At 62.6% G+C, this 23356-nt stretch carries 26 protein-coding genes; 11 read left to right on the plus strand and 15 right to left on the minus strand.

Annotated elements, in window-relative coordinates:
• Nucleotides 1–53: 53 nt before the first annotated feature.
• The gene (locus FJ527_RS18195; protein ID WP_140718286.1) at nucleotides 54–836 is read left to right on the plus strand and encodes a glucose 1-dehydrogenase; all 783 of its coding nucleotides are present in this window, start codon (nucleotides 54–56) and stop codon (nucleotides 834–836) included.
• A gap of 108 nt (nucleotides 837–944) precedes the next feature.
• Nucleotides 945–1943, plus strand: coding sequence for a transporter (locus FJ527_RS18200; protein WP_140823860.1), 999 nt, complete (start codon nucleotides 945–947; stop codon nucleotides 1941–1943).
• Here the strand turns inward: FJ527_RS18200 and rarD are convergent.
• The 8 genes from rarD to cysS form a co-directional block, all read right to left on the minus strand.
• Nucleotides 1921–2847 (minus strand): EamA family transporter RarD, encoded by a 927-nt coding sequence (gene rarD, locus FJ527_RS18205; protein WP_140791810.1) that lies wholly within the window; start codon nucleotides 2845–2847, stop codon nucleotides 1921–1923. The two genes, FJ527_RS18200 and rarD, sit on opposite strands and share 23 nt — an antisense overlap.
• An 83-nt stretch (nucleotides 2848–2930) precedes the next feature.
• The gene (gene cimA, locus FJ527_RS18210; RefSeq protein ID WP_181166390.1) at nucleotides 2931–4553 is read right to left on the minus strand and encodes a citramalate synthase; all 1623 of its coding nucleotides are present in this window, start codon (nucleotides 4551–4553) and stop codon (nucleotides 2931–2933) included.
• The gene (gene pip / locus FJ527_RS18215; RefSeq protein ID WP_140823752.1) at nucleotides 4550–5500 is read right to left on the minus strand and encodes a prolyl aminopeptidase; all 951 of its coding nucleotides are present in this window, start codon (nucleotides 5498–5500) and stop codon (nucleotides 4550–4552) included. Before pip ends, cimA begins: the two co-directional genes overlap by 4 nt.
• A complete protein-coding gene (locus FJ527_RS18220) occupies nucleotides 5497–5973 on the minus strand; it encodes a GFA family protein (protein ID WP_015318546.1) in 477 nt (158 codons plus the stop codon). Before FJ527_RS18220 ends, pip begins: the two co-directional genes overlap by 4 nt.
• A complete protein-coding gene (locus tag FJ527_RS18225; RefSeq protein ID WP_140791805.1) occupies nucleotides 5970–6461 on the minus strand; it encodes a GFA family protein in 492 nt (163 codons plus the stop codon). Before FJ527_RS18225 ends, FJ527_RS18220 begins: the two co-directional genes overlap by 4 nt.
• Before the next feature lie 6 nt (nucleotides 6462–6467).
• Complete coding sequence (locus FJ527_RS18230) at nucleotides 6468–6854, minus strand: VOC family protein (protein ID WP_015318548.1); 387 nt, start codon at nucleotides 6852–6854, stop codon at nucleotides 6468–6470.
• On the minus strand, nucleotides 6851–7255 hold the full coding sequence (locus FJ527_RS18235; RefSeq protein ID WP_015318549.1) for an endonuclease domain-containing protein: 405 nt from the start codon (nucleotides 7253–7255) through the stop codon (nucleotides 6851–6853). Before FJ527_RS18235 ends, FJ527_RS18230 begins: the two co-directional genes overlap by 4 nt.
• A 280-nt stretch (nucleotides 7256–7535) precedes the next feature.
• A complete protein-coding gene (gene cysS / locus FJ527_RS18240) occupies nucleotides 7536–8987 on the minus strand; it encodes a cysteine--tRNA ligase (protein ID WP_140823753.1) in 1452 nt (483 codons plus the stop codon).
• A gap of 413 nt (nucleotides 8988–9400) precedes the next feature.
• Here cysS and FJ527_RS18245 point away from each other — a divergent pair, with 413 nt between their 5' ends.
• On the plus strand, nucleotides 9401–9556 hold the full coding sequence (locus FJ527_RS18245; RefSeq protein ID WP_015318552.1) for a hypothetical protein: 156 nt from the start codon (nucleotides 9401–9403) through the stop codon (nucleotides 9554–9556).
• A gap of 75 nt (nucleotides 9557–9631) precedes the next feature.
• Here the strand turns inward: FJ527_RS18245 and FJ527_RS18250 are convergent, their stop codons facing one another.
• Nucleotides 9632–10393, minus strand: coding sequence for an SOS response-associated peptidase (locus FJ527_RS18250; RefSeq protein WP_140823754.1), 762 nt, complete (start codon nucleotides 10391–10393; stop codon nucleotides 9632–9634).
• Between the two features lie 128 nt (nucleotides 10394–10521).
• Here FJ527_RS18250 and FJ527_RS18255 point away from each other — a divergent pair, with 128 nt between their 5' ends.
• The 4 genes from FJ527_RS18255 to FJ527_RS18270 all read left to right on the plus strand — a co-directional run bounded on the left by FJ527_RS18255 (nucleotide 10522) and on the right by FJ527_RS18270 (nucleotide 12916).
• Nucleotides 10522–10944, plus strand: coding sequence for an NUDIX domain-containing protein (locus FJ527_RS18255; RefSeq protein WP_140823755.1), 423 nt, complete (start codon nucleotides 10522–10524; stop codon nucleotides 10942–10944).
• A 129-nt stretch (nucleotides 10945–11073) separates the two neighbouring features.
• Nucleotides 11074–11451 (plus strand): TIGR02301 family protein, encoded by a 378-nt coding sequence (locus FJ527_RS18260; RefSeq protein WP_140823756.1) that lies wholly within the window; start codon nucleotides 11074–11076, stop codon nucleotides 11449–11451.
• 351 nt (nucleotides 11452–11802) lie between these two features.
• Entirely contained in the window at nucleotides 11803–12060 is a 258-nt protein-coding gene (locus tag FJ527_RS18265) for a hypothetical protein (RefSeq protein WP_015318556.1), read from the plus strand.
• A 70-nt stretch (nucleotides 12061–12130) separates the two neighbouring features.
• The gene (locus tag FJ527_RS18270) at nucleotides 12131–12916 is read left to right on the plus strand and encodes a hypothetical protein (RefSeq protein WP_181166391.1); all 786 of its coding nucleotides are present in this window, start codon (nucleotides 12131–12133) and stop codon (nucleotides 12914–12916) included.
• Nucleotides 12917–13130: 214 nt separating this feature from the next.
• On the opposite strand, the gene FJ527_RS18275 is transcribed toward FJ527_RS18270, so the two are convergent.
• Together FJ527_RS18275 and FJ527_RS18280 are read right to left on the minus strand one after the other, a co-directional pair.
• Nucleotides 13131–13319: a hypothetical protein gene (locus FJ527_RS18275; protein WP_140823757.1), complete on the minus strand. Its 189-nt coding sequence runs from the start codon at nucleotides 13317–13319 to the stop codon at nucleotides 13131–13133.
• An 87-nt stretch (nucleotides 13320–13406) separates the two neighbouring features.
• A complete protein-coding gene (locus FJ527_RS18280) occupies nucleotides 13407–14738 on the minus strand; it encodes a dihydroorotase (protein ID WP_181166403.1) in 1332 nt (443 codons plus the stop codon).
• A gap of 76 nt (nucleotides 14739–14814) precedes the next feature.
• Here FJ527_RS18280 and FJ527_RS18285 point away from each other — a divergent pair, with 76 nt between their 5' ends.
• The 3 genes from FJ527_RS18285 to FJ527_RS18295 all read left to right on the plus strand — a co-directional run bounded on the left by FJ527_RS18285 (nucleotide 14815) and on the right by FJ527_RS18295 (nucleotide 18517).
• Nucleotides 14815–15675 carry a folate-binding protein YgfZ gene (locus FJ527_RS18285; protein WP_140823759.1) on the plus strand — a complete coding sequence of 287 codons (861 nt, stop codon included), beginning with the start codon at nucleotides 14815–14817 and terminating at the stop codon, nucleotides 15673–15675.
• Complete coding sequence (locus FJ527_RS18290; protein WP_140823760.1) at nucleotides 15675–16310, plus strand: HD family hydrolase; 636 nt, start codon at nucleotides 15675–15677, stop codon at nucleotides 16308–16310. Before FJ527_RS18285 ends, FJ527_RS18290 begins: the two co-directional genes overlap by 1 nt.
• A 65-nt stretch (nucleotides 16311–16375) precedes the next feature.
• A complete protein-coding gene (locus FJ527_RS18295; protein WP_140823761.1) occupies nucleotides 16376–18517 on the plus strand; it encodes an EAL domain-containing protein in 2142 nt (713 codons plus the stop codon).
• A gap of 15 nt (nucleotides 18518–18532) precedes the next feature.
• On the opposite strand, the gene FJ527_RS18300 is transcribed toward FJ527_RS18295, so the two are convergent.
• Nucleotides 18533–19423 carry a fatty acid desaturase family protein gene (locus FJ527_RS18300; RefSeq protein WP_140823762.1) on the minus strand — a complete coding sequence of 297 codons (891 nt, stop codon included), beginning with the start codon at nucleotides 19421–19423 and terminating at the stop codon, nucleotides 18533–18535.
• 111 nt (nucleotides 19424–19534) lie between these two features.
• Here FJ527_RS18300 and FJ527_RS18305 point away from each other — a divergent pair, with 111 nt between their 5' ends.
• Nucleotides 19535–20452 (plus strand): LysR substrate-binding domain-containing protein, encoded by a 918-nt coding sequence (locus tag FJ527_RS18305; protein ID WP_140823763.1) that lies wholly within the window; start codon nucleotides 19535–19537, stop codon nucleotides 20450–20452.
• A 14-nt stretch (nucleotides 20453–20466) separates the two neighbouring features.
• Here FJ527_RS18305 and FJ527_RS29630 read toward each other — a convergent pair whose 3' ends face one another.
• From FJ527_RS29630 to FJ527_RS18320, 3 genes are all read right to left on the minus strand, one after another.
• Entirely contained in the window at nucleotides 20467–20640 is a 174-nt protein-coding gene (locus FJ527_RS29630; RefSeq protein ID WP_246677738.1) for a DUF3303 family protein, read from the minus strand.
• A gap of 116 nt (nucleotides 20641–20756) precedes the next feature.
• Nucleotides 20757–22220, minus strand: coding sequence for a RimK family protein (locus FJ527_RS18315; RefSeq protein ID WP_140823764.1), 1464 nt, complete (start codon nucleotides 22218–22220; stop codon nucleotides 20757–20759).
• The gene (locus FJ527_RS18320; protein WP_140823765.1) at nucleotides 22220–23317 is read right to left on the minus strand and encodes a peptidase C39 family protein; all 1098 of its coding nucleotides are present in this window, start codon (nucleotides 23315–23317) and stop codon (nucleotides 22220–22222) included. The genes FJ527_RS18315 and FJ527_RS18320 overlap by 1 nt, the downstream gene beginning before the upstream one ends.
• Nucleotides 23318–23356: the final 39 nt, after the last annotated feature.

The raw sequence follows: 23356 nt of genomic DNA on the forward strand, positions 1-23356 counted from the left end.
CCGAACGAGCCTTTGACTGACGGGCGACAAATCACAATCGATGAAGGTGCAAATTGCATTCGACCGACTATCTCGACCAACTGTTCGGCCTCGAAGGCAAGCATGCCTTCATCACCGGCGCCAGCCGTGGCCTGGGCCTCGCCTTCGCGGAGGCGCTTGCGAGCGCCGGCGCGCGCGTCACGATCGGCGGCCGCAAGGCCGACGATCTGAAAGCGGCCGCGGACAAGTTGCGCGCCGCGGGCCATTCGATCACGGAAGCGGTGATCGACGTAACCGACACCCAGTCGGTCGACCAGGCAATCGCGGCGGCGGAAACCGGCACCGCACCGATAGACATCCTGGTCAACAATGCCGGCATCCAGCGACGGGCGCCGTTGGAGACCTTCAGCGACGCCGACTGGGACGCGTTGATGGCCACCAACCTGGACGGCGTGTTCAAGGTGAGCCGGGCCGTCGTAAAGGGCATGATCGCGCGCCAAAGGGGGTCGATCATCAATGTCTCCTCGGTGCAGAGCGTGCTCGCACGCCCGTCGATCGCGCCCTATGCGGCGAGCAAGGGCGCCATCACCATGCTGACCAAGTCGATGGCCGGCGAATGGGGCCAGCACGGCGTGCGCGTCAACGCCATCGCGCCGGGCTATTTCAAGACCGAGCTCAACGCCGCGCTGGTCGCCGACGAGACATTCTCCGCCTGGCTGACCGGCCGCACGCCGATGCGGCGCTGGGGCGAAGTGAGGGAACTCGCGGGCGCTGCCGTGTTCCTGGCGTCCGACGCCGCCAGTTTCGTGAACGGACAGATGCTGCTGGTGGATGGCGGGATCACCAGCGTCCTGTAAGGGGGCACGCCGTCACGGAACAGTCACACTAAATCGGGGATGCCGTGCTAGAAATCGCGCTTGGCCGCCCCCGCGACCCCGACCGCATCAGAGACCGGCGAAGCCGCCATGAACATCGCCATCCCCTCCGAAGGCACTGACCTGTCGCCTTACCTGCCCGATGAGCACGGGCTGTTCTTCATCTACCACTTTACCGCTGAGGGCGCGCGCACCAGGGATGCCGCCGCCGCGCATTGGACATGGCGCAGCTACCAGCTTTCCGACATGCGCGCCCGCCACGAGATCGGCGCCGATCAGGCATTGCCGGCGCCGGTGCGCGAAGCCTTCCTGACCGCCAGTCATGGCTGCCACATCGACCTCGAGGATGACTGGCTCTATGGAGATCTGCCGGACCTGCGCCATGATTATTCGGCGGAAGCCGGCGGGCTTGGTCATTTCCGCTTCGCCCTCAACGACACGATGCTGGTCGGCGCCCGCAAACAGCCGCTGCAATCGGTCGACAACATCCGCAAGGCGATCGAGAACGGATCGCGCAAGTTTCGCTCGCCGGCCGAGCTGATCGAGGCTGTCGTCGGCCAGTCGTTCGACGGAATGGCGACGGAACTCGCGGCACTCAGCGACAATCTCGATGGCATCGAGGACCGTATCGTGTGTGACGCATGGCACAATGAGCGGCAGGCGCTGGTCGATGCACGCCGGCATCTGGTGGTCATCCATCGGCAGATGGCGACGCTGACCAACCTGTTTCGCCATCTCGACCATTCGCACCGCAACGACCTGCCGGATTCGATCAACGACATGGCGGCGCGGCTTTCGCACCGCGCACAGACACTGCACTATGACGGCGAGCAGTTGCAGGCGCGCACGCGGCTGCTGCAGGACGAGCTGATGGCCAAGCTGACGACGCAGTCGAACCGGCTGCTTTACGTGCTCTCGGTGATGACGGCGGTGCTGTTGCCGATGACCATCATCTCAGGCCTGTTCGGCATGAATGTCGGCGGTTTGCCGCTGGTCAACACCCCGTTGGGTTTTTGGGTGATCACGGGCGCGTCGCTGCTGATCGCGGGCGTGACCTATCTTTTTGTCAGGCGGCTCGGGCAGATGTAGCCCGGCGCGCCGTCGCCAGCATGGACCAGGAATAGACCGCAAGAGCCGCCCAGATCAGGGCAAAGGCGATGGCCTGCGTGGTGCCGAACGGCTCGTCGAAGATCAGCACGGCAATCAGAAACACCATGGTCGGCGCTATGTACTGCATGATGCCGATGGTCGAGAGGCGCAGCAGCTTGGCGCCAAAGGCGAACAGCAGCAGCGGCACGGCCGTCACCGGCCCGCAGCCGATGAGCAGCGCGGTGTCGGTGCCATTGCTGGAGACGAAATGGTCCTGTCCGGTGGTGATAAGGAAGACGATGTAGCCCAGCGCCGGCACCGACAGCAAAAGCACTTCGAGCAGGAAGCCCTGGCTGGGACCGATCGGCAGCGTCTTGCGGAAGAAGCCGTAGGCGGCGAAGGAAAACGCCAATGCCAGCGACACCCAGGGCAGTTTGCCGCCGTCGATTGTCAGCACGGCGACGGCGACCGCCGCAAGCACCACCGCCGCGATCTGCAACCGGTCGAGCCGCTCGCCGAGCAGCAGTGCGCCGACCACGACGTTCACCAGTGGGTTGATGTAATAGCCCAATGCCGTCTCGACGGTGCGGTCGACCGCGATCGCCCAGACATAGATGCCCCAGTTGACCGAGATCAGCGCCGCCGTCAGCCCCGCCATGGCGATGGTGCGAGGCGAGCGGATCGCCACCTTGAAGTCGGCCGTGCGGCCGGCCCAGACCAGGACCGCCGCGGCAATCGGCACCGACCAGACGATGCGGTGTGCAATCACCTCGGCAAGCGGCAGATGCGCCACCGCCTTCATGTAGAAGGGCAGCAACCCCCACAAGAGATAGGCACCCAGCGCCAGCAAGAAGCCGCGGCGGGCTTTCGATTCTGCATCGGGGGTAATTGCTTCAGCGGCCATGGCTCAACGCTATGGCCCAGTAATCTTGGCAAGACCATCGCAAAGTTCTGATGGATCAATGGACTTTCGCTGATGGTTCAAACTTACTCCGCCGCCACCAGCCCCGCCATCTCGCGATTCTTCATCAGCTTGTAGACGATCGAATCCATTAGCGCCTGAAACGACGCGTCGATGATGTTTTCCGAGACCCCGACCGTCCACCAGCGCGCGCCGGTACCGTCATGCGATTCGATGAGCACGCGGGTGATGGCCTCGGTGCCGCCATTGAGGATCCGCACCTTGAAGTCGGCAAGCTCGAGATCCGCGATCTCGTTCTGGTATCTGCCGAGATCCTTGCGCAGCGCAATGTCGAGCGCGTTGACGGGGCCATGGCCCTCGGCCACCGACATCTTCTCCTCGCCCTCGACCAGCACCTTGACCACTGCTTCCGACACCGTCTTCAACTGGCCATTGGCATCGAAGCGGCGTTCAATCATGCAGCGGAACGAGGTGACGTGGAAGAATTCGGGCAGGCCATGCAGCATCTTGCGCGCCAGGAGTTCGAAGGAGGCGTCGGCGCCCTCATAGGCGTAGCCCGAGGCCTCACGCTCCTTGACCACCGATATCAGGGCGTCGAGCCGATGGTCGTCCTTCGGCACATCGATGCCGCGCCGCTTCAACTCGGCGAGGAAATTGGCCTTGCCGCCCTGGTCGGAGACCATGACGCGGCGGCGGTTGCCCACGGCCTGCGGCTCCACATGCTCATAGGTCGCCGGCTCCTTGGCCAGCGCCGAAGCGTGGATACCCGCCTTGGTGGCAAAGGCGGAGGAGCCGACATAGGGCGCCTGCGCTTCCGGAGCGCGGTTCAACAATTCGTCGAAAGCGCGCGACAGGCGCGAAATGCCGGTCAGCGCTTCGGCTGAGATTCCCGTCTCGAAGCGGTCGGCGAAAGCCGGCTTCAGCGCCAGTGTCGGCACGATCGAGATCAGATTGGCGTTGCCGCAACGTTCGCCGATGCCATTCAGCGTGCCTTGGATCTGGCGCACGCCGGCCTCGACGGCGGCAAGGGAATTGGCCACCGCCTGGCCGGTGTCGTCATGGGCATGGATGCCGAGCTGCTCGCCCGGAATGCCGGCGGCAATGACCTTCTCGACGATTGCCCGCACTTCCGAGGGTTGCGTGCCGCCATTCGTGTCGCATAGCACCACCCAGCGCGCACCGGCGTCGTAGGCCGTTTTCGCACAAGCGAGCGCATAGTCCGGATTGGCCTTGAAGCCGTCGAAGAAATGCTCGCAATCGACCATTGCTTCCTTGTCCGAAGCGACCGATGCCTCGACGGACACTTTTATGGAGTCGAGGTTCTCCTCGTTGGTGCAACCGAGCGCCACGCGAACATGGTAGTCCCAGCTCTTGGCGACGAAGCAGATGGCGTCCGATTTCGATTGGACAAGCGCCGCCAGCCCCGGATCGTTGGAGGCTGAGACCCCGGCCCGCTTGGTCATTCCGAACGCAACGAATTTTGCGCGTGCCGTGCGCTTCTGCTGGAAGAATGCAGTGTCGGTCGGATTGGCGCCGGGATAACCACCTTCGACATAGTCGAAGCCGAACTCGTCGAGCAGTTTGGCAATCGCGATCTTGTCCTCGACCGAAAAGTCGATGCCCGGCGTCTGCTGGCCGTCGCGGAGCGTGGTGTCGAAGAGATAGAGGCGCGCGCGGCTCATCGTCATTTGCCCGCAAACTTGTCCGTCGCGCGGATCAGCCGGTCGAGGATGCCCGGCTCCGAATAGGCATGACCGGCGCCTTCGATCAGATGAAAGTCCGCCTTCGGCCAAGCCTTGTGCAGCGCCCAGGCGTAGCGCGCCGGGCACGGCATGTCGTAGCGGCCGTGAACGATGGTGCCGGGGATGTCCTTGAGCTTCCCGGCATCGCGCAGCAACTGTCCCTCCTCGAGCCAGCCGGCATGGACGAAATAGTGATTTTCGATGCGGGCGAAGGCGACGGCATAGTCGTCCTCGCCGAACGGACCGCTGGTTTCGGGTTCAGGAAGCAGCGTGATCGTCTCGCCTTCCCACAGGCTCCAGGCGCGGGCGGCCTCGATCTGCACCTTTCGGTCGGACCCGACCAGCCGCTTGCGGTAGGCGGCCATCATGTCGCCGCGCTCGGCCTGCGGGATCGGCGCCAGGAAACGCTCCCATTTGTCGGGGAACATCTCCGAGACGCCGAATTGATAGTACCATTCGAGCTCGGCGCGGGTCAGCGTGTAGATGCCGCGCACCACCAGTTCGCTGACGCGATCAGGGTGTGTCTCGGCATAGGCGAGCGCCAGCGTCGAGCCCCAGGAACCGCCGAACACCAGCCAATTATCGAAGCCGGCCATTTCGCGCAGTCGCTCGATGTCGGCAACGAGATGCCATGTCGTGTTGGCCTCCAGCGAGGCGTTTGGCGTCGATTTTCCGCAGCCGCGCTGATCGAAAAGGATGACGTCGTAGAGCTTGGGGTCGAACAGCCGCCGGTGTTTTGACGAAATGGTGCCGCCCGGTCCACCGTGCAGGAACACGGCCGGCTTGGCGCCCTTGGTGCCCGACCGCTCCCAATAGACCATATGGCCGTCGCCGACATCGAGCATCCCCGAGTCGAACGGTTCGATTTCCGGGTAGAGGGTGCGCAAGCTCATATTTTCAGGCCCTGTTGCGGCCAGTTGGCCGTTTCGTAATCGGGGTGTTGGAAGGAGATGATCTGCTCCTGCCGCGCGTAATAATCGGGATCCTGGTGGACAGGCTGGTCGAAGATCGTCTCGACCCAAGGCAGCCGTGCCGCATAGTTGACCTGGATCCGCGGCGCCAGATCCGAGCGGTCGTCGAAGGCGCCGATGGCGATCTCGAGCCCGCCGGGCTGCCGGTAGGTCAGCGGCGTGCCGCAACGGGCGCAGAAGCCGCGATCGATGTTGACCGAAGACTGGAAATAACTTGGTTCTTCATGGGTCCATTCGACGCCATCCTTGGGTACCGTCACCAGCGCGCCGAAGAAGGAGCCGAACTGTTTCTGGCACATGCGGCAATGGCAGATGGACGCACGTCCCAGCGCCCCCTTGATGCGGAAGCGCACGGCGCCGCATTGGCAGCCGCCGGTTCGGACAGTTTCGGTCATGGTCTTTCCTCCGGCGGCCATTGGTCGGTGTCGTGGTCGGGATGCTGATAGGAGACGAGCTCGGCGAGATAAGGAGCCGAGCCGATATCCGCCATCGTGTCCTCGCCCGGCAATCGCGGAATGGAATCCACATAGGGCAGTTTTGCTTCCGTGCCCCACTGGATGGTCGGCGCGATACCAGCCGGATCGTCGAAGGCGGCGATCGCCAGAGCCATGCCGTCGGGCGCCTCGAAGGTCAGCGGCGTGCCGCATTCGGCGCAGAAACCGCGCCATGCTGCATTGGAGGAACGGAACCGCTTGGGTTCGCCGCGCGTCCAGTCGACCTTGGCGCCGCGCACCGAGACCAGCGGCAGGTAGAAATTGCCGCTGGCCTTCTGGCACATGCGGCAGTGGCAGACCGAGGCGTCGCCGAGCGCGCCTTCGACGCGGAAGCGCACCGCACCGCACTGGCAGCCGCCTGTGTAGACTGGCCGGTTGTCGAGGCTCATCGGTTTTCACTCCGGATCATGGCAGACCGCCTCGACATTGTTGCCGTCGGGATCGAGGACGAAGGCGCCGTAATAGTTGGGGTGATAGTGCGGACGCAGGCCCGGTCCGCCATTGTCCTTGCCGCCGGCTGCAAGGGCGGCGGCGTGGAAGGCGTCGACCTCGGCGCGGCTGCGCGCGGTGAAGGCGACGTGCTGATGATCTCGGGGCTTTTCCCTGGCCGCGCTCAACCAGAACACCGGCCGGTCGCGGCCATAGCCGCCGACCTTGGCGCCACCAGTGTATTCCTGCGGCACCATATAAAGCAGCGAGCCACCCAGCGGCGCCATCGCCTTGTCGTAGAAAGCCTTGGAGGCATCGAAATCGGAAACGGTGATGCCGAGATGGTCGATCATGAAACGAGCTCCTCCGTTGCTGGTTCCGGCACGTTGGCGCCGGCCAGACCGGCCGCGATAACGATGTGCTGGCAGACATTGTCGATATCGCGGATCACGTCGTCATTCCAGAAGCGCAGGATGGTCCAACCGCTGGCGCTCAGATAAGCGCTTCTTGCCTGATCGCGTTTTGAATGTTCCGCGTCGGCATGCTGGCTGCCGTCAACTTCGACTATCAAGCGATGAGCCGAGCAAGCAAAGTCAACGATATAAGGCCCAATCAGCACCTGCCGCCGAAAGCTCATTCCCATCAGCCGGTGAGCACGCAACTCATTCCAAAGCTTCAGCTCGGCATCGGTCATGACGCGCCGCATGGATTTTGCATTCTTGCGTTGACGGGACGGAACGAGATCGTGCCCCATCAAACACCCCTTCGCCAGCAATTAGCGAAATCGGCGACGAGAGCTGATCTCCCCCCTTGCGGGGGAGATGCCCGGCAGGGCAGAGGGGGGTGCTGTCCCGCCGATCTATCAGCTTGCGACCACTGCCTTCTCAATAAATGTTTGCGGCGAGGGTGAACAAACGGAAACGCCGGTGTTCCGTCACACCCCCCTCTGTCCTGCCGGACATCTCCCCCGCAAGGGGGGAGATCGGCTGTCACCGGCGCCCCCGCCAAAACCGCAAAGGCGCCTGGCGCCACCCTCACCGCTTCACCTCCCACGTCGTCAGGCGCTCGCCGGTGACCGGGTCCTTGCCATCCTTCAACTGCACGCCCTTAGCCAGAAGTTCATCGCGGATGCGGTCGGCCTCGGCCCAGTTCTTGGCGGCGATGAACTGCAGGCGCCTGGCGATGGTTTCCGCAATCGCGGCCTCGTCGACCTTGGCCGCGCCGACGTCGAAACCGAGGAATGCGAGCGAGGTTTTCAAGGAAGCCGCGGCGCCATTCTCGCCAGCGCCGCTGAAGTCGGTTGCCTCACCGGCAAGCTGGGTCAGTTGCTGGAAGGCCGCGTAGGTCGCAAGATCATCCGACAGCGCCTCCACGACTTCCGCCGGCACCTGGCTTCCCGCAGCCGGCGCCAGGTCCGACGCGCGTTTCCATTTGCGTAGCGTGTTCTCCGCCTCCTCAAGCTTGCGCACGGAAAAGTCGATCGGCTCGCGGTAGTGCGTCATCAGCATCGCCAGCCGCAGCACCTCGCCAGGCCATCTGCGGCCGCCGAAGGTCTCGGTCTCGAGCAATTCGTGGATCGAATAGAAATTGCCGAGGCTCTTCGACATTTTCTGGCCCTCGACCTGCAGGAAACCATTGTGCATCCACACATTGGCCATGACATCGGTGCCGTGGGCGCAGCGCGACTGGGCGATCTCGTTCTCATGATGCGGGAAGATCAGATCGAGGCCGCCGCCATGGATGTCGAAGACCTCGCCGAGATAGGCGGCCGACATGGCCGAGCATTCGATATGCCAGCCGGGCCGGCCCCTGCCCCATGGACTTTGCCAGCCGGGCTCTTCCGGCGATGACAGTTTCCACAGCACGAAATCGCCGGGGTTCCTCTTGTGGGCCTCGACGGCGATGCGGGCACCGGCCTGCTGCTCGTCGAGATTGCGCTTCGACAATTGACCATAGTCCGGCATCGAGGCCGTATCGAACAGAACTTCGCCTGCCGCGACATAGGCATGGCCGCGTTCGATCAGGCTTTTAATCAAGGTGATCATATCAGCCTTGCCGTCGGCGCGGGGTTCGACGAATTCGGTGGCGCGCGGTTCGACCGTCGGCTCCAGGCAACCAAGCGTGGCGACATCCCTGTGAAACTGGTCGGCCGTTTTCTCGGTCACCCGTCGGATCGCTTCGTTGAGCGAAAGGGTTCCCGAAGCGATCTCGCCGCCGAAATCGCGCAGCGCCCGCGCGTTGATCTTGTCGTCGACGTCGGTGATGTTGCGCACATAGGTCACGTGCGTCTCGCCGTAGAGGTGGCGCAATAAGCGGAACAGCACGTCGAACACGATCACCGGCCTGGCGTTGCCGATATGGGCGAAGTCGTAAACGGTCGGGCCGCAGACATACATGCGCACGGCAAGCGGATCGATCGGCACGAAGCCCTCTTTCGTGCGCGTCAGCGTGTTGTAGAGGCGCAGGCCCTTTGATGCGTCAGACATTCCATGCTTCCCGTTCAGAACTTCTTGTCTGGATGGAGCCAGCCCAGCGCCGAGGCGCAAATCAGGTTCCAGCCTGCTGGCCGGGGCGTTTGTCCACTCTGGGGAAGATGAGGCGAAAACGTCCGGACCAGCGCGAGGCTAGCCAATAATGCAAATGCCACAAATGGCGAAAGACGTTTTCATCGGCGGCTTTATCGCCCTGACCAGTGTTGCCGTCAAGTCGCGGATCCCGGGAAAAGGTAGCGAGGGCTGGCAAACGCATCGCCCGGTCACGCGGAATCAGTCAGTGAAACATTTTATTAAACATGTCGGCACAGTCATGAAACATTCGCCGGCTAGATCACCACGCGTCACGATTTGGTCGGAATCAACCAGCAAACGCAGACACGGAAATGTTACCAGGGAAGAGAAACATGCCTCGAAGCAAGCAGGAAGCCAACCGCGCCAAGCAACCGGCGCTGGCCAACCACTATCGCGCAATCGGCCCGGCCGCCATCGTCGCCGCCCTTCTTCACACCGCCAAGAAGAAGAAGCCGGCGCAGAAGATCGTGTCGCCTCGCGCTGCCTGAGATGACGCGGCTGGCGCAATCGCCGACGATGAGGGCGAGAACAGGCGTCGTGAACTTAGACTTCGACCGGCTTCGCTAGAACAGCGTCATCTGACTGTCGTCCGCGCTAGGTTTCTGGCGCCTGACCTTCTCGGGTTCCGGCCCGATTTCGCCCCTCTCTTGAATCTCCGGTCCAGTGTTGGCAACCTTGTTGACGAGGTCGGAGACAGGGATCGCCTCGAAGAAATCGGGCTGCGCCGGCCGCAGCAAATCGACGACATCGCGCGGTTCGAGCGTGCGGCAATCCAGCCAACGGGCAAAGTCAGAAATATCGACCACCACCGGCATGCGGTCATGGATATGGGCGATATCGGCGTTGGCGTTGACGGTCAGGATAGCGCCGGTGTCCATCTCTGAGCCACCGGGCTCGGCATAGGTTTCGATCAGACCTGCAAAGGCGATCAACCCGCCATGCCTGGGCCGGATCCAATAGGGTTGCCCCTTCTTGCCTCCGGTCTGCCGCCATTCGTAGAAACCGGACGCCGGCACCAGCGCGCGGCGATGGCGCATGGCGGCCTTGAACGGGGCCTTCTCGATCGCACCTTCGGAGCGCGCGTTGAACAGCAGCGGAAACTCCCTGGTGTCCTTCACCCAAGCTGGGATCAGGCCCCAGCGCACCAGCATCGGCTGCCGGTCCGGCAGGTTGGAGCCCGGGGCTCGCGGCACGCCAGCGGTCACCATCAGGACCGGCTGTGTCGGTGCGATGTTGTAGCGGGCCGGGAAATCCTCCAGCTCCGCAAGGCCCAGCAAGGCAGCGGTCTGGTCCGGCGTGGCGGTCAAGGCAAAACGTCCGCACATGATCGATTGTGTCTTTCGAATAGTTCGGTGTTGAAAGTGGCGATCGAACCGGCGTTGCGCAACCGCTAAAGCTTGCCCATGCTGTCGGTCCACAAAAGACCTGTCTCAAATGAGTTGATCAAGGATCGATGGACACAGCACGCAAGGTACTTCCGGCCGTTTCCGTAGCCGTCGTGCGCGGCGACACCGTACTCTTGGTCAAGCGGGCGCGTTCGCCCTCGCAAGGGCTCTACGCCTTTCCCGGCGGTAAGGTCGAAGCCGGCGAGACGCTGGAGGACGCGGCACGGCGTGAACTGATGGAAGAGACCGGCTTGCGCGCCGCCGGCTTTCGCCCGCTTCGGGAAATCCACATCGACGGCAGGCAAGACAGCCACCCGGTCGATTATCTCCTCACGGTCTTCGGCGCCATTTATGCCGGTGGCGAGGCCGAGGCCAGCGACGACGCCGAGACAGCTGCCTTCTATACACTCAAGGAGATGACCCTGCTGCCGCTCGCCGGCTCGGTGTTCGCGGTCGCCGAGGAACTCCTCGGTCCCGTTCAAGCCCGCTGACACGGCACTGAAAAACCGCCTTGCAGGCGACAAATTGTTTCGTCACAAGGCTTATGTTGTCTCGCCAGCCACGACGTCTCGGGCCATCAGGCAGACCACAAGGCCTAAGCCGCCAGGCAGAGGAGGTTTATGAATCGTCCGTCAATGCTCGTTGCCATTTGCCTTGCCGTCAGCGCGATGGTCCCGGCGCGGCCTGCCTTCAGTGCCGAGTCGCCGTTCGAGCCGGGGCTGATGCGATTGGCGGAAGTTCTTGGGTCGCTGCATTTCCTGCGCAATCTGTGCGGGGAGAAGGGCGACCGGTGGCGTGGCGAGATGGAAAAACTGCTCGATTCGGAAAACCCGGACCCAGAGCGCCGCGCCCGCCTCATCGCCAGCTTCAATCGCGGCTACCGTTCCTTCGGCGGCACTTACACCCAGTGCACCGCTTCGGCCACTGAAGCCATCAGCCGTTACATGAAAGAAGGCCAGACGCTGTCGCGCGATATCGCCTCGCGGTACGGCAACTGAGCATTTATCAACAGATATCAGGCCCGTCGCCAGGGATCTCGATATATCCGGCTTGTGGCCGCCCACATCTTGGTGCAATTCTGATGTTGCACTTCTGCAACAGCGTTAATCAAACGTTATCACGCGAAGGCGCAATTAACTCAAACTGAAGGTTTTCGCCCCGCAGGCCAGCCTAATCGGCTAAGTTTGATCCGGGTTGAAACGCAGCTTCGCCAAACACGGTTGGCTCCTGTAAATGACGATCAAAAAAATGTCGCATTTACAGACACTTACTTGGAGCTGCCTATGAATGGAACAGATCAAGCCTGATCCACACTGATGGCTTGCCGCTTGGAAGGGTGGACATCGCTTATGGAACATGCTGCCAACGACATCGACGCGCTGGTCAGGGAAGAGAAGCGCCTGACGGCGGTTGAGAGCCACAGCGAAGCCTGGGCGGAAGGCCTCTCGGCCGGCATTGAGCCAGAAATCATCGCCGAGGCGGCCCTTGAGACGGCATTCGGTGAAATGTTGCGCGCCAACGGCGAAACCTCGGCCCTTGCCCTGCTCGACCGCATGCGCGAGAAGGTGATCGCAGGCGCCTTCGAACCTGAGCGGCTGCGGCACTGAACCGATATCAGGTTCTCTGACGATCGAATGCCGTTCGGGTGTCATGCCCGGAAGTAGGGAGATACGGGCAGTGAATTTTCCGATGTCAGGCAAGCCGAAGGGCTTGGGCCTCTACATCTGCCTCGCTGCTTGCTGTGCCGCGGTTGCCTTCACGACTTGCCTGGCCAGCAGTCCGGCTCAAGCGCTGAGCGAGATCAAACGCGAAGAGCTCCCCGCGCCAGCCACACCGTCGGAGGACGATGTTTCGCCGCCCGGAAGCGTGATTCCCATGCCTGACCCGGTGGGAACGCCGCCTTCGACAAGCCAGCCGGCCGCTCCCGACGCCGCTGAGCCGGACAGCCCATCGGATGGCGGCAGCAACAGGCCGCGTGTCGATCCCGAGGCACCTCTGCCGGAAGTCGTCTATGATCTCGGCAAGCTGCCCGAGCCCGTGCGGCGCATGCATGACTTGATCATCGAGGCCTGCAAGAGCGGCGACATCGAGAAGCTCAGGGCTTTGATCGGCAAGGGCGACAGCATGACCCAGCTGTCGCTGGCCGACATCGACGGCGACGCCATCACCTTCCTCAAGGGGCTGTCCGGCGACCCTGATGGCCAGGAGATCCTGGCCATTCTGGAGGAAGTGCTTTCCGCAGGCTACGTCCATGTCGATGCAGGCACGCCACAGGACCTCTATGTCTGGCCGTATTTCTTCGCGCTGCCGCTGGACAAGCTCGACGCCAAGCAACGGGTCGAGCTGTTCAAGATCGTCACCGCGGGCGATTTCGACGACATGAAGCAGTTCGGAGCCTACATCTTCTATCGCGTCGGCATTACGCCAGCCGGGCAATGGACCTTCTTCGTCGCCGGCGACTGAAGGCCCCCTGGTTGCGCCAGGATGCGAACAGCATCGTGGACGATGTTGCTATTTGAGCGGGCCGGCAGGTTTTGCACTGACGTCGGCATCCGGGCAAATGCGAATGCTTTCGTTTCGAAGAATCGAAATAGCACCGCTAGCGCACGCGACGTGTCCGGATTGATGTTGCAGATACGATGCAAAACACAGCCCGGGAGGACAATTCAGCCGGCAGTCAGAAGGATACCTGACCGAATTCCCTGGCGAGATTCTGGATAAGCAATTTCTCGCGCGTCGTAAGCCGTGTCTGATCGACAAAGCGCCAATTGCGCTCGTACAACGCAAATGCTTCGTTGGCCGGGATCAGTCGCGCGACATCGCGATTCCACAGGAGCGCTTGCAGCTCTGGAAACTCGACGGTCAATCATAGGCGCGACATGTGTCTGCATGATGCCTTGAACATAATGTGGAACGCTTAAAAATCAAAGACGTGACGCACAGCCACAGGTGGCTAACCCGGCAGCGCCTCGGAAAACTCCACCGCCGTCCCCTGGCCTGGCGTCACGATTTCGCCGTTCCACATAATGCGCTGACCGCGAATGACCGTGCCGACCGGCCAGCCCGTGACCTGCTTGCCGTCATAGGGGGTCCAGCCGGCTTTCGAGCCGGCTTGCGCGTTGGTGATGGTCTCGCGCCGCTTCATGTCGACAATGGTGAAGTCGGCGTCATAGCCGGCGGCGATGCGGCCTTTTCTGGCCATGCCGAAGATGCGCTGCGGGCCATGGCTGGAGAGATCGACGAAGCGCTGCAGGCTCAGCCGACCGGCGTTGACATGGTCGAGCATGATCGGCACCAGCGTCTGCACGCCGGTCATGCCCGACGGCGAGGCCGGATAGGGTTTTGCCTTCTCGGCCAGCGTGTGCGGCGCGTGGTCGGAGCCGAGCACGTCGACGATGCCTTGCGCTATGCCAAGCCAGACGCCGTCGCGATGGCGTTTGTCCCGCACCGGCGGGTTCATCTGGATCAGCGTGCCAAGCCGCGCATAGTCGTCGGCGCTCAGCGTCAGATGGTGCGGCGTGGCTTCACAGGTCGCAACATCCTTGTGCTGTTCGAGGAACAGGATCTCCTCGGCGGTCGAGATGTGCAGGACATGGATGCGGGCACGAACGGCGCGCGCGATGCGCACCAGCCGTTCGGTGCAGCGCAAGGCGGCGATCTCGTCACGCCAGACCGGATGCGATGACGGATCGCCCTCGACGCGCTCGTCCAGGCGCTCGCGCAGCCGGAACTCGTCTTCCGAATGAAAAGCGGCGCGACGGCGGGTATTCCTCAGGATCGAGGCGACGCCTTCATCGTCCTCGACCAGCAGGTCACCGGTGGACGATCCCATGAAGACCTTTATTCCCGCAGCCCCCGGCAAACGTTCGAGCTCGCCGACGTCCCTGGCATTGTCGCGAGTACCGCCAACCCAGAAAGCAAAATCGCAATGCATGCGGCCGCTGCCGCGCCGGACCTTGTCGGCAAGCGTTGCCTCGCTGGTGGTCAGCGGATTGGTGTTGGGCATTTCGAACACGGCGGTGACACCGCCCAGCACCGCGGCCCGCGAACCCGTTTCCAGGTCTTCCTTGTGTTCCAGTCCCGGCTCACGGAAATGCACCTGGCTGTCGACGACACCGGGCAGGATATGCAGGCCCCGGCAGTCGATTGTCTCGCCAGCCGATGCCTGGCGCAGATCGCCGATCGCGGCGATGCGCCCGCCCCTCACACCAATGTCGCGCAGTCCTTCGCCGTCATGATTGACCACTGTGCCGCCTGTCAGGATGAGGTCGTAGGTCATGGTGATGCTCTCTTGCGGGGGGAGTGTCAGCGGCTTACGTAATGGCCAACCGTTTTGCAAGATCAGGCTTTTAATCCGCCCCATGCCCTTTGCCCTGCTGAAAGATCGCGCGCTCATCACCGTCTCCGGCCCCGATGCCGAGCATTTTCTGCAGAACATCGTGACCACCGATCTCGATACGCTTGGCAATGGCGAGGCAAAGCCGGGCGCGCTTTTGACGCCGCAAGGCAAGATCCTGTTCGACTTCCTGATCTCACGGGCAGGCGAAAACGCCTTCCGCATCGAATGCCGTGCCGATATTTCAGACGATTTCATTCGCCGGCTGATGCTCTACAAGCTTCGCGCCAAGGTCGAGATTGCGAAGTCGGGACAGGCACTTGTCACTGTCGCCTGGGGAAAAGAGTCAATGGCCTCAGAAAGTGATTCAACCGCGCTTGCCGACAGGCGCTTTGGCGACGAAGGCGTCACGCGCTTCCATGCCGGCACCGCAGACGCTGGCGACATTGGCGCGTGGCAGGCCTTTCGCATTGCCCACGGCGTCGCCGAGAGCGGGGCCGACTATGCACTTGGCGATGCGTTCCCGCATGACGTGCTGCTCGACGAAATGGGCGGCGTCGGCTTCAAGAAGGGCTGCTATGTCGGCCAGGAGGTCGTCTCGCGCATGCAGCATCGAGGCACCGCCCGGCGGCGCGTGCTGATTGTCCAGGCTGGGCTTCCCCTGCCGTCTGCGGGTGCCGAGCTAACCGTCGGCGGGCGGCCGGTCGGCACGCTCGGCTCGAGTGCTACCGTGACAGGGCTCGCCATCGCCCGTATCGACAGGGTGAAGGCGGCGCTCGATACCGGTCAGCCGATCCTGGCGGGTGACGTACCGGTGACGCTCATCATCCCCAGTTGGGCCAAATTCAGCTATCCGCAGGAAATCGCCGGCGCGGAGGAAGCCTGATGGCGGCAGACCGCGCCGGTGCGCCGCCACGGGCATGGCAGCGTATGCTGTCCGGCCGCCGGCTCGACCTTCTCGACCCTTCGCCGCTCGACATCGAGATCTCGGACATCGCCCATGGGCTTGCCCGCGTCGCCCGCTGGAACGGCCAGACCAGCGGCGAGCACGCCTTTTCGGTTGCCCAGCATTCACTGCTGGTTGAGGCACTGTTCGACGAGCTGGTGCCCCAGGCTTCGGCCGACGACCAACTGGCGGCGCTGCTGCACGATGCGCCCGAATATGTCATCGGCGACATGATCTCGCCATTCAAGTCGGTGATGGGCGGCAGCTACAAGGACTGCGAAGTGCGCCTGCAGCGCGCCATCCATCTGCGCTTCTCGCTGCCGCCGGAACCGGGTGCCATCCTGCGCAAGGAGATCAAGCGCGCCGACCAGATCGCCGCCTATTTCGAGGCGACGCTGCTTGCCGGGTTTTCGACCGCCGAGGCGACCGAGTTCTTCGGCCGGCCGCGCGGTTTTTCCGCCGAGCGCTTCGACTTCGCGCCACGCTCGGTGACCTCAGCGCAGAATGCGTTCCTGAAGCGGTTTTCGGCGATCGAGAAGTCGCGGCATCACGTTCCGACGTCCGCGCTAGGATAGAAAACGCTAAATTAACCGGAAGCGTCAACAGTGTGGTGTTCGATCAAGCATCGCAGGGGCGCCTCATGCCCGTCGTGGATGTCAAGGGTGGTTCGGTCGTCCCGGAACGGGCGGCCGGAGGCATGGAACATCAGCGCCGCATGCAAGATGAGCTGCGCGAGCAGAACGAACGCTTTTCAGCTGCTGTCGAAAACATGTCGCATGGCCTGTGCATGTTCGACGCCGACGAGCGCATGATCATCTGCAACGGCAATTATATCAACATTTTCCGCCTCGACGCCAAAATGGTACGGCCAGGCATTCGCTTCGTCGATATCCTGCGGCACAGCGTCGATATCGGGGTTGCCTCGCAAAGCGCCGAAGAACTCTACGCGATCCGCAAGCCCTATATCGACCAGGCAAAACCCTCAACTTACGAGGAGACGCTGTCTGACGGCCGCATCATCAACATCTCGCACCGTCCGCTTGCCCTGGGTGGATGGGTTTCGATCTACGAGGACATCACCGAAAAGCGGCGCGCCGAGCAGGATCTCAAGGAGCAGCATCGCCGTTTCGACGCGGCACTCGCCAACATGTCGCAAGGCCTGCTGATGTACGACGCCGACGGCAAGATGATTGTGCGCAACAGGCGTTTTCTGGAGCTCTACAACGTCACTGCGGAGGACTTCCCGCTTGGAACGACGCACCGCAACGCGCTCGAACGATTGCTGGAACTCGGCATCTACATGAAGATCGACGTCGACAGCGAAGTCGCCAAAACCGAAGCCTGTCTGGCGGCGGCAAAGACGCATTCGGCCTACCGGCATCTGACCGACGGCAGGACGGTTCTGGTCACACGCCGGCCGATGAGCGGCGGCGGCTGGGTGGTGACTTTCGACGACGTGACCGAGCGCCGCCGGACCGAAGAGCGCATGACCCATCTTGCGCATCACGACACGCTGACCGGACTGCCCAACCGCTCGAAGTTTCGCGAACGGCTCGATCTTGCGCTGGAGGACGCGGCAGCCAAGCCGTTGGCGATCTTCTCGCTCGATCTCGACCGCTTCAAGGCGGTCAACGACACCTGGGGGCACCCCGCAGGCGACTGGCTGCTGAGAAGCGTAGCCGAGAGGCTGCGGCATTGCGTCCGTAACGAAACAGACATCGTCGCCCGCTTCGGCGGCGACGAGTTCGTCGTCATGCAGTTCCATTTCAAGGGCATTGGCGATGCCGAAAAACTGGCAAAGCGCATCGTCGAAGCAATCGCAAAACCATTTAGAGACAAGAGCCGGGACATGCATGTCGGCATCAGCATGGGCATTGCCGTTTTCCCCAACGACGGCAGGGACGCCGACACGCTGCTGAAAAACGCGGATACGGCGCTCTACCGGGCGAAGAGCGAAGGACGAAACCTGTATCGCTTCTTCGAGCCCGGAATGGATGCTGTCGTGCAGGCCCGCAGGGCGCTTGAAGTAGACCTCGAGGCAGCACTGCCGCGCCAGGAGTTCGATCTCCATTTCCAGCCCATCATGAACATCACGTCCGGCGAAATCACCGGCGCGGAAGCCTTGATGCGCTGGCATTCACCAGGGCGTGGCACTGTCGCGCCGGACGACTTCATCCCGGTCGCCGAAGAGACCGGGCTGATCGTGCCGCTCGGCGAGTGGGCGCTGAGGAAAGCCTGCGCAGAGGCCGCAAGCTGGCCACCCGGCCTACGCATTGCGGTCAATGTCTCGGCCGTGCAGCTTAAAAGCAACGGGTTTGCCCGCGGCGTGATCTCGGCGCTGGCTTTTTCCGGCATTCCGGCTGGACGCCTAGAGCTGGAGATCACCGAAACCGTGCTGATGGACGAAAGCACGGCCGTGCTGAAAACGCTGCGCCAGTTGCGTGAGCTCGGCATCCGCATCGCCCTGGACGATTTCGGCACCGGCTATTCCTCGCTCGGCTACCTCAGGCGTTTTCCGGTCGACAAGATCAAGATCGACCGATCATTCATTCGCGACATGGGCAACCGCGACACGGCGGCCATCGTTCGGACCATCATCGGGCTGGGTGCCGAGCTTGGCATCGTCGTCACGGCCGAAGGCGTCGAGACGGAGGCGCAACTCGACATGCTGCGCGACAATGGCTGTGTCGAGGCGCAAGGCTATCTGATCGGCGTGCCGTCGAAGCCGGCCGACATCCAGCGCCTGCTGAAGTCGCGTGCGACACGCAGCCAGACCGGCTGATGGCGTCAGCGCAAGTCAGCGCAGCGTTTCCAGGTATTTCTCATGGAAGCTGACATAGCCGGGCTCGACCACCTTCAGATGCCGCTCGATCAGCGCATGAAACCGCGGCAATTGGTGAAACGGAACGCCGGGATAGGCATGATGCTCGGCATGGAACGGCATGTTCCAGGCGAGCTTGCGCACCGCCCAGCTGGTCAGCGTCGTCCTGGTGTTTTCCAGCATGTTGGCCACCAGCGGGCAACGACCGTGCTCGGCCAGCAGATAGAGGCGCAGGAATGGCTGTCCGAGCAGAGCGGGAGTGATCCAGACATAGAAGAGCACGGTGAGACGGAAATGAACGGCGAGCAGAATGAGGACAGCGTAGAAGGCAATCATGGCGCGCGCCTCGGCCCGCACCTTGCGTCGGCCTTTCGGCGGTACATAGCTCTCCTGACTACCGCCAATCGCATTGGCGTAGAGTGTCTTGAGATGGCCCCACCACACCGGAAGCCCAGAGACGTGGACAATGTACTGCCGCAGGGTTTCGGGCTTCGGGAAGGCAAGCTCGGGGTCGTTTTCGGGATCCTGCGTGTACCGGTGGTGAGCGAAATGGAAGTAGCGGAACCAGTCGGCCGGCAGCGCGATGGCCAGGCTGCACAGCCGCGCCACGCCGTCGTTCAGCCACTGTGTTTCGAAAGCCGTGCGGTGCGCCGTCTCATGCAGCAGCGTGAACAGGAACACGATCAGGATGCCTTGCGGCAGCATCAGCAACGGCCAGAATGGGACCTCGGCCGCGATCAGCGATCCAATTAAGATAATCGCACCCAAGTGAGTGCAGAGCTGGAACAGGCCCGCAACATCGGACTTGGCCGTCAGGCGGTTGCGCTCTTCCGGTGTCAATGAGGCGATAATGTCGCGATGGTCCATCGGCTTCGATCCATGCTGAAGAATGATGAAGCCATTCTAGTCGACGAAAAAGCTTTCCAGAAACGACGATTTCTGCGATTTAGATAAGCTTACCTTACCTATCCAGCGATCATGGCCACATCCCCATCCCTGAAAGGACTTCAGGCTTTCGAGGCCGCGGCGCGCACGGGCAGCTTTGCCGCGGCGGCGGAAGAGCTTTCGGTTTCGGCCGCCGCCGTCAGCCAGCTTATCCGCACCGTGGAGGTGCAGATGGAACGCAAGCTGTTTCATCGGATCAACCGCCGCGTTGTCCTCACCGAGGCCGGCGTGGAAATGCTACCTCGGCTGACCGTGGCCTTCCAGGAGATCGGCAGCGTCTCGCGCGAACTGGGCGCCGATGCATTCCGCCCGCGCCTGGTGGTGTCGGTGCCGCCATCCATGGCCATGGGCTGGCTCTCGCAGCGCCTCGCCGGCTTTGTCGCAAGCCACGGCGCCGCCGACATATCGCTCCGGGGCGATGACGACCCGGTGTCGTTCGACCGCGAGTTGATCGACATCAGGCTTTCCTATGGCCCGCATTATCGCGAGCACCCGACCGAGGAGATCGCCCGGGACGCCGTCTATCCCGTCTGCGCGCCAAGGCTTGCCGGCATCACCAAGGCGGGGGGCGAGCCGCTCGCCGGGCTGCCGCTCATCCACACCGACTGGGGGCCGACAGGCGCATCGTTTCCGTCCTGGCCCAACTGGTTCGAGGCCGAGGGTGCTCACCCTGGCCGAGCGGCACGGCGCGGCCTTTCGGCCAATTCATCGCGCGCGGCCCTCGACCTCGCCATTTCGGGGTTGGGCGTGGCGCTGGCGCAAGGGGTCTATTGTGCCGAAGCGGTGGAGGACGGCAGGCTGGTCCGGCCGGCCGGCGGCGCGATTGCATTGCGCCAGCCCTATTGCCTGACGGTTCCAGAGCGAAGCGCAAGCCGCGATGTTGTGGCCGCGTTCCGCGATTGGCTGGTCAACCAATGCCAGCGCGCGGTTGGCTCGCCGGCGCTGCGCTGACCTGGAGGGGATGGTCAGAGGTGCCCGCTCAAGACCGCCACCATGTCCTTGCTGGTCGCCACGGGCACGATCTCGAACTCGACCAGATCAGCCCATTCGACGACCCAGCGCTGCAGCGACGTGACGTCATCGGTCTCCACCAGCAGGAAACAGCGGCTCATGTCAGCCGCGATCCAGCTGTGATGCACGACAAGCTCCTCCGGCTTCAGGCGGCCGCGGTCGCGCGGAACCGGCGGTAGATTTCCTTGCGGTCGCAGCCGGTGAAATCCTCGATGACGATGAACTGCATGTCCCCTCGGATGAACTACCGCCCCGGCCGGTCGAGACGCTCCAGGAACCACTGCGTCAGTCGCACCCAGACCTCGTCCTTCTCGCCGGAATCCTCCCAGCCGTGATCGAGGTTTGGATTGTCGTTGACCTCGATGACGAAGACGCCGTCCTTGGTCTCCTTGAGGTCGACGCCGTAGAGGCCGTCGCCGATGCAGCGCGCCGCCTTGACGGCGGTCTCGACGACATGGGCCGGCGTCTCCTTCAGCGTGAAGGTCTTGATGCCGCCCTGGTCGGGCTTGCCATTGGCCTTGTGGTTGACGATCTGCCAATGTTTCTTGGCCATCAGATAGTGCACGGCAAACAGCGGCTGGCCACCGAGCACGCCGACACGCCAGTCATATTCGGTCGGGATGAATTTCTGCGCGATGAGAAGGTCGGAATCCTCCAGCCATTCGGTCGCGAGCCGCGTCAGCTCCTCCAGGTTCTCGCATTTCTTGACGCCGCGCGAGAAGGACGAATCCGGGATCTTCAACACGAGAGGAAAACCCAACGTCTGTGCGGCCAGTTCGAGGTCAGAGGTGCCGGCGATCATCACCGTCGGCGGCACCGGCACCTTGTTGTAGGCCATCAGTTCGTTGAGATAGACCTTGTTGGTGCAGCGGATCATGGACAGCGGGTCGTCGATGACCGGCATGCCTTCCTGCTGGGCGCGGCGAGCGAAGCGGTAAGTATGGTTGGAGATCGAGGTGGTCTCGCGGATGAACAGTGCATCGTAATTCGCGAGCTTGGCCAAATCTTTTCTGGTGATCGGCTCGATTTCGACCCCCATCTTTTCGGCGATCTTGGCCCAGTAGCGCAGCGAAGAGATTTCCGAAGGCGGCAATTCCTCATGCGGATCGACCAGCGTGGCGAAGGTGTAGCGCGCCGGCGTGCGGCCCTTGGTGTCGCGCCACTCGCGGTTGGTGTAGGTCTCCAGGCACTGGATGAAGCTTTTTTCCTCGTCCTCCGTCATCCGAGCCAGCGGGTGGAAGCCGACCTTGCGGATCGAAGCCCATTCGGCGCTGTCCTTGATATGGACTTCGAGCGCCGGCGCCCGGAACCAGTCGAACAACAGCTTGGCGAAACGGTCCCAGACCTTGGACGGGCCGATGCCGAAGAAGATGCAGACCTTCGCCGGAAATACACCGCCGAGATCCTTGCGGCATTTGTTGAGCGCCAGTTCCAGTTCCGGCAAGGCGTGCTCGTAGAGCTTGCGCTCCGACAGGTCGATCATCGTCTCCACGGTCGGGATGACCTTGTGGCCGCGCGAACTCGCCAGCAGCGAAGCATAGTAGCCGCGGCTCTGATAGCCGTAGTTGTTCGACAGGTTGATGACCTTAGGCCGCTGACCGCGAAACAGCGAGGGATGCGCGAGATAGTCGCGATTGGTGATGATCTTGTGCGGCGTCGCCACCTGGTCGAGATCGCTCTGCCTGCCGGTAAGAATGACCCAGGTCATTATCTCTTTCCCAAAGTGATGGCGGCACGCAGTCCGTCGCGGCCGAACTGCGCCATGTTCATGAAGATGCCGTAAGGCACGGGAATGTTGGCGGCATCAAGGATGGTTTCCTGCCTTTCATCCTCGACCCACGGATCGTGGATCAGAATATGATCGCCATCATCGCCGATGGCCAGCACCCAGTGCGGCACCTTCTTGCCGAACATCAGGAAGCCGCTGATCAGCACCAGCACCAGTTTGCCCCCGGCGAGAGCCGCCCTGATATCGTCGATGGTGAATGGACGGTAATTCACCGGGATGCCGTAAAGTTCCGCGCGGCGGCGAAAGTCGACCTGTGCCAGTTCCATGACCCGGCGCTTGTCCTCGCTGCGCACCGACTGCAGGAACAATGCGCCGTAGAAGGAAACGTAAATCTCCGCCGCAAGCCCGCTTTCGTAGCCCGAGACAGCCAGGCCGAATGGTTCGCAGCCGCCCGGTCCTGACATCATGAAGACGGTCGTCGCCTCGCGCCAGAGTCGGATTTCCATCACCGGGTCGGGCACGAAGTCACGATCGAAATTGGCCATGGCCATCATCAGGCAGCATGGACCGCAGGTGAACTCGCAGGTCTGCTGATAGAACGGCACCTTGGTGGCGACCGGAAGGTCGCCGCGCAGGGTTTTTTCATAGCGCAGTGCCGTCGCGCCGTCCTCGTAGTAACCGGGCTCGCGGCCGATCTTGCGGTAGCCGGCCTGTTCATAGATGCTGATAGCACGGCCATTGTCCTCGCGCACTTCGAGACGCAGCATCATGCGGTCGTGTTCGAAGGCTGCCTCTTCGGCCGCGGCCAGCAATCGGCGACCTATGCCGAGCCCGCCGAAAAACGGTCCGACGGCGATCGAATAGAGCCGTGCGACCCCACTGCCCTTGCGAAACAGCACGATCGCATAACCGCCGACGCGGCCATCGATTTCGGCGACCAGCGTCTCGGCGGTCTCGCGCTCGATGAACAGGCGGAAGGAGCGCCGGGAAATGCGGTCGCTCGAGAATACAGCTTTCTCGATGGCGGCGAGGTCATCGACGTCAGACGCGCGGGCCGTGCGGATCTCGGCAGGCATGCGGCTTGAGAAAACCTCGATTGCGTTGCGGCAACGTCC

This window comes from Mesorhizobium sp. B2-4-18 (assembly GCF_006441385.1).
Lineage (GTDB): Bacteria > Pseudomonadota > Alphaproteobacteria > Rhizobiales > Rhizobiaceae > Mesorhizobium > Mesorhizobium australicum.